The organism is Limosilactobacillus sp., assembly GCF_041859915.1.
Lineage (GTDB): Bacteria > Bacillota > Bacilli > Lactobacillales > Lactobacillaceae > Limosilactobacillus.
This window is the reverse complement of the sequence record NZ_JBFLGB010000079.1, coordinates 1-7,174: the sequence shown is the minus strand read 5'-3', so window position 1 is coordinate 7,174 and position 7,174 is coordinate 1. Positions and strand designations below refer to the sequence as shown.

The 7,174-nt window shown below is 43.1% G+C and carries 7 protein-coding genes and 1 pseudogene; 7 read left to right on the top strand and 1 reads right to left on the bottom strand.

All coding sequences use genetic code 11. The features are described from left to right. From ACEYV4_RS08670 to ACEYV4_RS08655, 4 genes are all read left to right on the top strand, one after another. Positions 1–654: ATP-binding cassette domain-containing protein (locus ACEYV4_RS08670; protein ID WP_373842901.1), on the top strand; the 654-nt coding region annotated here is incomplete at its 5' end. 2 nt (positions 655–656) lie between these two features. Then, a complete protein-coding gene (locus ACEYV4_RS08665) occupies positions 657–1,415 on the top strand; it encodes an ABC transporter permease (RefSeq protein WP_373842900.1) in 759 nt (252 codons plus the stop codon). Positions 1,416–1,427: 12 nt separating this feature from the next. After that, on the top strand, positions 1,428–2,198 hold the full coding sequence (locus ACEYV4_RS08660; RefSeq protein ID WP_373842899.1) for an ABC transporter permease: 771 nt from the start codon (positions 1,428–1,430) through the stop codon (positions 2,196–2,198). Between the two features lie 352 nt (positions 2,199–2,550). Then, a complete protein-coding gene (locus tag ACEYV4_RS08655) occupies positions 2,551–3,855 on the top strand; it encodes an NCS2 family permease (RefSeq protein WP_373842898.1) in 1,305 nt (434 codons plus the stop codon). A gap of 73 nt (positions 3,856–3,928) precedes the next feature. Here ACEYV4_RS08655 and ACEYV4_RS08650 read toward each other — a convergent pair whose 3' ends face one another. Beyond that, positions 3,929–4,369, bottom strand: a complete 441-nt coding sequence (locus tag ACEYV4_RS08650; protein ID WP_373842897.1) for a hypothetical protein — start codon at positions 4,367–4,369, stop codon at positions 3,929–3,931. Positions 4,370–4,697: 328 nt separating this feature from the next. On the opposite strand from ACEYV4_RS08650, the pseudogene ACEYV4_RS08645 reads away from it, so the two are divergent. From ACEYV4_RS08645 to ACEYV4_RS08635, 3 genes and pseudogenes are all read left to right on the top strand, one after another. Further along, positions 4,698–4,943 (top strand): annotated as a pseudogene (locus ACEYV4_RS08645) (methylated-DNA--[protein]-cysteine S-methyltransferase); the annotation flags it as partial. Positions 4,944–5,074: 131 nt separating this feature from the next. Next, positions 5,075–6,169: an aspartate-semialdehyde dehydrogenase gene (asd, locus tag ACEYV4_RS08640; RefSeq protein WP_373842896.1), complete on the top strand. Its 1,095-nt coding sequence runs from the start codon at positions 5,075–5,077 to the stop codon at positions 6,167–6,169. Positions 6,170–6,337: 168 nt separating this feature from the next. Continuing rightward, positions 6,338–6,547, top strand: coding sequence for a hypothetical protein (locus tag ACEYV4_RS08635; protein WP_373842895.1), 210 nt, complete (start codon positions 6,338–6,340; stop codon positions 6,545–6,547). Positions 6,548–7,174: the final 627 nt, after the last annotated feature.

Genomic DNA, 7,174 nt, shown 5'->3' with positions numbered 1-7,174 from the left:
GGCGCATTGATCGAGAATCCGGCGCTATATCCGTTCTTAAGTGGGCTGGAAAACCTGGAATTGTACGCGAAAGACAAGGCAAAAATGCACCAGCTGATTGCCACGCTGGGGATGGCCTCCTACATTGACAAGCGGGCCGGTAGCTACTCGATCGGGATGAAGCAGAAGCTAGGTATTGCTCTGGCACTCCTTGATCATCCGGACCTGGTTATCCTGGATGAGCCGATGAACGGGCTCGACATTGAGTCGACGATCTTGATTCGAAAGATCATCCATGAATACGCCGCCCAGGGCACGGCTTTTTTGATCTCCAGCCACGTACTCAGTGAACTCCAGAAGGTAATGACATCGGTGGTCATCTTAAACCATCACCGGATCATCATGGACGAGCCGATGACCAAGTTTCAACGGGTGGACACCACCGAATACCAGCTGCTAACGGTTGATATGCCGACCACCGAAAAGCTATTAACCCAAGCTGGTATCCATTTTAAGCACCAGGGCCAGTATATTTTGCTTGCTGCCACCAGTATTGATTCCGTTCAACAGCTACTGGCTGAGCACCGGATCTTGCTACGGGATTTATCACCGCGACGGCTGAGCTTCGAGCAGGTCATCGTCAATATTTTACGTGATGAGAAAGTGGGGGACTAATAATGAAGGCTACCCTTTCTCATGAATTTTATAAACTCATTCACCAACGCGTCTCCTGGCTGGCGGTTATAGTGCTGTTCGGCCTAATGATCTATACTTGTATTCCGTTTGCTTATATTACCCGATCCTTGGTCACGCAAGGCTTTGGTGCAGGACAGTGGGCTACCATTATCATGGTGATCATCAGTGCTAACTTCGTGTCGATGGAATTTCGCAACAACACCATGCCGACCCTTTTGTACAAGAGCCCCAGCAAGTTGGCCGTCTTTTGGGCTAAGTTATTGGCTTTGATTTTGTATGGCCTGTTTCTCTTGCTGGTTGGCCTGGCCTTTGCACTGCTGATCAAGCCGGCCGTGTTGGGTGGCAAGTTTCCGTGGGGTTTGGCCTACCGTGGACACACCCTGCTGAATGCCTTCCTGCTTAACATGGTTGGTGTTGGGATCTACCTGCTTTTTACCATCACCCTGTCGCTTTGGTTGATTTCGTTGGTAAAGTCCACCGCGACTGTGATCATCATTGGCCTCTTTATCGGCTTCCTTGGAGCCAGCATTTCGGCAGTGGTCATACAGGCAATTCCGGGATTGGCGAGTGCCTGGGCCTGGAACCCACTCAACATGATCAACATCATTACCCAGTTGTCGGACGCCAGTGTCATCAAGCTCAGTCACCTAACCGACGGCGAATTGATTTTGGGTAACTTAATTTACGCCCTGATTTTCCTGCTGCTGGGCCGTTGGGCATTTAAGAAGCGGCGGATTTAGGGGGTGACTGCTATGAAAGTTGAATTACGTCAAGAACTGTTTAAGCTCAACCACCGGAAACTGCCTTGGGTCATCATGATCTTGATGCCGATCTACATGGTAGTCATTGGCCTGGCAATGGGCCGGATCTACAGCAAATTACTAATCATGTGTTGCTATGACGTCAGCACGGTCATCATGCTAATTCTGATTATCGTTGGTTCGACTATCTTCTCAATGGAATTTCAGAATGGGACGATCATCAACTTGATGTATCATTCCGGCAGCCGATTGGCGGTTTTCTTCGCCAAGTTTCTGACCCTTTTGTTGTACGATGTGATACTCCACGTCGTTGCCATGATCATCACCGCGTTGTTGAACGTTGCCCCGTTGCTCAATAATCCGGTTTCCTGGACGGCAATCTACCAGCACCATCAGCCGCTGATTATGAACATGATTATGCATTCCGGAGTAGACATTGTAAGTTCCTCACTAATTATTAGTCTAATCTGCCTAATGTCGTGTCTGATTAATTCCAATGCGGTCGTTATCGCGGTCACCGCCCTGTTTGTCTTCATGAGCAGTGGGCTCTCGAATAACTTGTTGATGGCCCACGTCGGTCCGTCAAAGATTATTCGGTGGAACCCGTTCAACATGATTAACCTGACTGATCAGTATCACAATTACGCAACCTATCATTTGACCACGATGCTGTCGAATAACCAGTTACTGGTTGGAACGTTGTGCTATACGGTTTTGTTTACGGCCGTGGCTTACTTGGTATTTCGAAGGAAACATTTTTAATATTACAAAAAGCGCTTGTCATTGCGACAAACGCTTTTTTATATTTAAAGATTGATGCCTGTTGACTTCTTGACATTTACCACACGTCCGAGAAAATATATGTGGTCTAGTGGTACACCTATCAACAACTGTTCAAAGCGACTACAGGTTTAACGGTAGTCATAACGTAATTGTAAGAAACTAACAATTATAACCTACAGCAACGACCTGTTATTGAAAATCTTAACTATTTGCGTATAATAGTAACTGTTAATTCGTATTAAACAAATATATAGTTACTTTGAAGTCTATTAAAATTAATTAATAACCCAAAAAGCGAATATATATTTGTCAACGTTAGGAGCAAGTTGTTTTGATTAGTAAGTTTTTCCATTTGGACGAGAACCGAACCACGGCACGGCGGGAATTTCTTGCCGGGCTGACCACCTTTGTCAGTATGTCATATATTTTGTTCGTTAACCCGAACGTTTTAGGGGCAAGTGGAATGAACAAAGGGGCTTTGTTTACCGCCACGGCACTAGCGGCGGCCTTTACTTGTATCGTGATGGGGGTAGTCGCTAACTATCCGATTGCTTCTGCACCGACCCTGGGATTAAACGCCTTCTTTACCTATACGGTTTGTCTGGGGATGCATGTAAAATGGCCAACAGCCTTAGCGGCGGTTTTTGTAGCTTCAATTCTCTTTATTTTGATTACCGCCCTTAAGCTCCGGGAAAAAATTATTAATACCATTCCTGCCGATATCAAGTATGCAATTTCAGCCGGGATTGGGATGTTCATTGCTTTTATTGGTTTGCAGGGTGGTAAGTTGATCCAAAACAGTGGTTCCACCCTGGTTACGGTTGGTTCATTAGCAAATCCAACGGTTTGGATTACCATTTTTGGTTTAGTTGTCACCGTGATGTTGATGGTTGCTAATGTGCCAGGGGCGATCTTCATTGGGATGATTGTCTCGGCAATCTTTGGTGTCAGCACTGGTCAGATTAAGATGCCGACGGGATTTATTTCCGGGGTACCAAGCATTCAACCAATTGCCGGTCAGGCTCTTCTTCACATTAGTGATATCAATACTGTTCAGATGTGGATCATTGTCTTAACTTTCTTACTCGTTACCTTTTTTGATACTACCGGTACCTTGATCGGCTTAGTCCAAGAAGCGGGTCTGATGAAGGATAACAAGATGCCACGTGCCGGACGTGCCTTGACCGCGGACTCCACCGGGATGATGGTTGGTTCCTTACTGGGAACTTCACCCGTTGGTGCCTATGTGGAATCTAGTGCCGGCATTGCCGTTGGTGGTCGAACCGGATTAACGGCTGTTTGGGTCGGGATCTTCTTCCTGATTAGCATGCTCTTTAGCCCAATTTTGAGTATTTTTACCACCCAAGTTACGGCGCCAGCTTTAATTATTGTTGGGGTTCTGATGGCAGGAAACCTGGCCCGTGTTCATTGGGCTAAACTTGAGGTTGCTATCCCATCTTTCTTGATCGTGATTGGGATGCCACTAACTTATTCTATTTCCGATGGCTTAGCCTGGGGAATTATCGTCTATCCATTTTCAATGATCGCTGCTCGACGTTGGCGTGATATTTCACCGATGATGTGGTTACTGTGGGTTGTCTTTATCGTTTACTTTACTGTTTTAAATGTAAAATAATAAATAATAGGAAATGCCATATGCTGGAGAGGGCCAGCGTGTGGCATTTTTGATAACAGTTAGTTTTTTGCGATTATTTATGAGAAATGCGGAGCCGTTTTAATGTTAATGGTAAGCTTTTAAGATCGTCATAGAGATCATCTACAGCTACCCAGATCTCGTCATGGTCAAGACCACGGTCGATGATTACAGCATCGGCCGCTTTTTGGTAATTGCGATGGTATTTAAGGTTTAAATCGTGCCAGTTAACATCCTTGAACTGGTCGGCAATGGTTCGATCCAGTGGCAGTCGATGTTGTAACATTAAAACAGCAAGCACCGGGTAACCGGCATAACCCTGCCAATATGTGGCGTTGTCATTAGAATGATAGGTGTCTTTATCCCAGGTGACAGTATAAAGCTTGGCATTATTGGATGATCGAACTGTGGCTTGGTGGTCACCCATTTGGACGTGGTGGTCCGCAATGGCCGTCAGTGCTTCGAGAAACTTTTGCTTTGGTGGAAATTTTCGCATATTAATAAGCCTTCTTTCCTGTTACCTTGATCATAACATTAATGTAAAAAGCGATAATTAGGAATTAAAATAGAAGAAGATGTTTCCTTTGATGATCAAGAAGGGCAAAAGACAAAGGAAGATTATTCATAAAAGTACAGGTAGCTTATTCATTTTCGGTCGGTCAACTCCAAGTTGGTACGACAAACGGTAAGGTTGTTATCTTAAAAAAGTCGATCATCCGGTTAAGATGGGACAACGGACTCCGCTGACTGAGCGAGTGGCTGCCCAAGTTGACGAGTACTTGACCGGGAAAAGGATCCAATTTGATTTTCCGTATAAATTGCACGGGACAGCTTTTCAATTGGCGGTCTGGCAAGCATTAAGGGAAATCCTTTATGGCCAAACACGGACTTACCAAGAAATTGCCAATGCTATTGGTCATCCGCGTGCGACTCGGGCAGTCGGTGTGGCTATTGGTAAGAACCCACTTCAAATTGTGGTGCCTTGTCATCGAGTGATTGGTACCAATGGCAAATTAACCGGTTACGCAGGTGGGTTAGCAATGAAAAAGGCTCTGCTAGATTTGGAATGACATCACTCATAAAGTTTTTAAATTATATTGAATTGCTAAATTATGGTAATAAAACCATGGAAACTTTAAGCCATTCAGTGTATATTAGAAGATAATTAGAAAATAATTATAAAGATACGGAGATTTTTAGAATGAGTAAGAAGTTAAAAGTTGGTGTAATCGGTGCAACGGGAATGGTTGGCCAACGCTTTGTAACTTTATTAGCTAACCATCCCTGGTTTGAAGTAACGGTTGTGGCTGCCAGTAAGCATAGTGCCGGTAAGACTTATGCGGAAGCCGTCAAGGGCCGGTGGAAGATGGGTGATACCCCAATCCCGAACGGAGTCAAGGGTCTGACAGTTTTAGATGCCGAAGATGTGGACAAGGTTGCTTCTCAGGTTGACTTTATCTTTTCGGCTGTTCATATGGATAAAGATGCTATTCGTAAACTCGAAGATGAGTATGCTAAACATGAAACACCTGTGGTTTCTAATAACAGTGCTCATCGCTGGACGCCGGATGTTCCAATGGTCGTTCCGGAAATCAATCCAGATCATACTGCGATTATTAAGTACCAGCGTGAACGGTTAGGAACTAAGCGGGGATTCGTGGCCGTTAAGCCTAATTGTTCGATTCAAAGCTATACGCCAGCCATTGCTGCTTGGCAACAGTTCGAGCCAACTCAAGTATTGGCATGTACCTACCAAGCAATTTCCGGTGCCGGTAAAACCCTTGAAGGGGCTCCGGAGATTCAAGGGAACGTAATTCCATACATTCCGGGAGAGGAAAAGAAGTCTGAAGATGAACCGCTGAAGATTTTTGGCCATATCGATGATCAAAAGAAGGCCATTGTTAAAGCTGATGCACCGGTAATTACTAGTCAATGCCTGCGGGTCCCTGTACTATACGGCCATACGGTAGCAACTTTTATTAACTTTAAACAGCATCCAACTAAGGATGATTTGATTAAGGCGTTGGAAGACTATTCGGGCGAGCCACAACGGCTGAACCTACCAAGCGCTCCTGAGCAGTTTATTCAATACTTGACCGATGAGTTCCGTCCACAGGTTCGTTATGACGTAAACTTTGAACATGGAATGGGAATTTCAATCGGTCGCTTGCGGCCTGATAAGATATTTGATTGGAAGTTTGTTGGCCTGTCTCATAACACTGCTCGTGGGGCTGCCGGCGGTGCAATTGAATTTGCTGAGCTATTAAAGAAACAAGGATATATTCAGGCAAAGTAAAAAGAAAATACTATTATTGGTATTGAAAGTATTTTTGCACTTACTTCGATATGCTTTATCAATAGTGTTGACTAATGCTATTAAAGTAAGTCTATATTGCTGGTTAAAAAATTACGTAGCTATTTAAAGTGAAATAGGCTATAATAATACAAGAAAGGAAGCATAGTTATGGATATTGATGAAGATGCTCTTAAGAACTTCAAGAATTCGAAGTTCAATTTTGTTGACTCTGATGGTAACGATGTTGACTATAGTAATTTGTCTGATGACGCTACCTATACTTTACGTGATGGTGACGCTGTTGTGCAAGACAACATGAAGGCACAAAACGTTGTTAACACTATTAACAATGAGTATGGCAAGAACGTGAATGTCTGATTTATTACCATATATGCTAACTTCACTGATCTTCCCGGACATTTAAGCTGGGAAGATCTTTTTTATTTATTTGGAAATTGAAAAATTACTAATAGGGGCTTGTAAATAAGTAGAGAAACAGTTATAGTATTTAACTGTTGTGTTTTTTACATGACTTATAGCAATAAAGGCTTATAAATTTCACAAACTTTTAAAGACTGTTCTTTGATATCTGGTTTTGTGGACTACATGAAAAAGGATTCATGCTTAGTCTTGATTTAAACGCTTTGGTTGACTATAATAAGTAGTGCTGTCAAGGAAGAGCAATGATTGATTCTAATTAGTTAAAATTAGTTGTTGACTTTTGACAGTAGAATTGATATTATAAATAAGCTAACTTGTTAAGCAGTAGCTTGTAATTAATCCTTATAAGTTGAGATAAGCTATTGACAATAATGCAAGTTAGATGATATAACAAATATGTTGTTTGGGCACTGCTTAAGCAACATGGTAGACCTTTGAAAACTGAACAAAGTTTCGACGAATCAAATGTGTAGGGTCTCTGATCACTTCGGTGATCGGAGCAAAACATTTGCGAAGTCAATTCGCTTAATACTTTTAAATTTGAGAGCTATCTCAAATTCTTAT

Excerpts from the sequence above, each read along its gene's own strand:
- ACEYV4_RS08635 (WP_373842895.1), top strand. The coding sequence starts at position 6,338 with ATGGATATTGATGAAGATGCTCTTAAGAACTTCAAGAATTCGAAGTTC.
- asd (WP_373842896.1), top strand. The coding sequence starts at position 5,075 with ATGAGTAAGAAGTTAAAAGTTGGTGTAATCGGTGCAACGGGAATGGTT.
- ACEYV4_RS08660 (WP_373842899.1), top strand. The coding sequence starts at position 1,428 with ATGAAAGTTGAATTACGTCAAGAACTGTTTAAGCTCAACCACCGGAAA.
- ACEYV4_RS08665 (WP_373842900.1), top strand. The coding sequence starts at position 657 with ATGAAGGCTACCCTTTCTCATGAATTTTATAAACTCATTCACCAACGC.
- ACEYV4_RS08650 (WP_373842897.1), bottom strand. The coding sequence starts at position 4,369 with ATGCGAAAATTTCCACCAAAGCAAAAGTTTCTCGAAGCACTGACGGCC.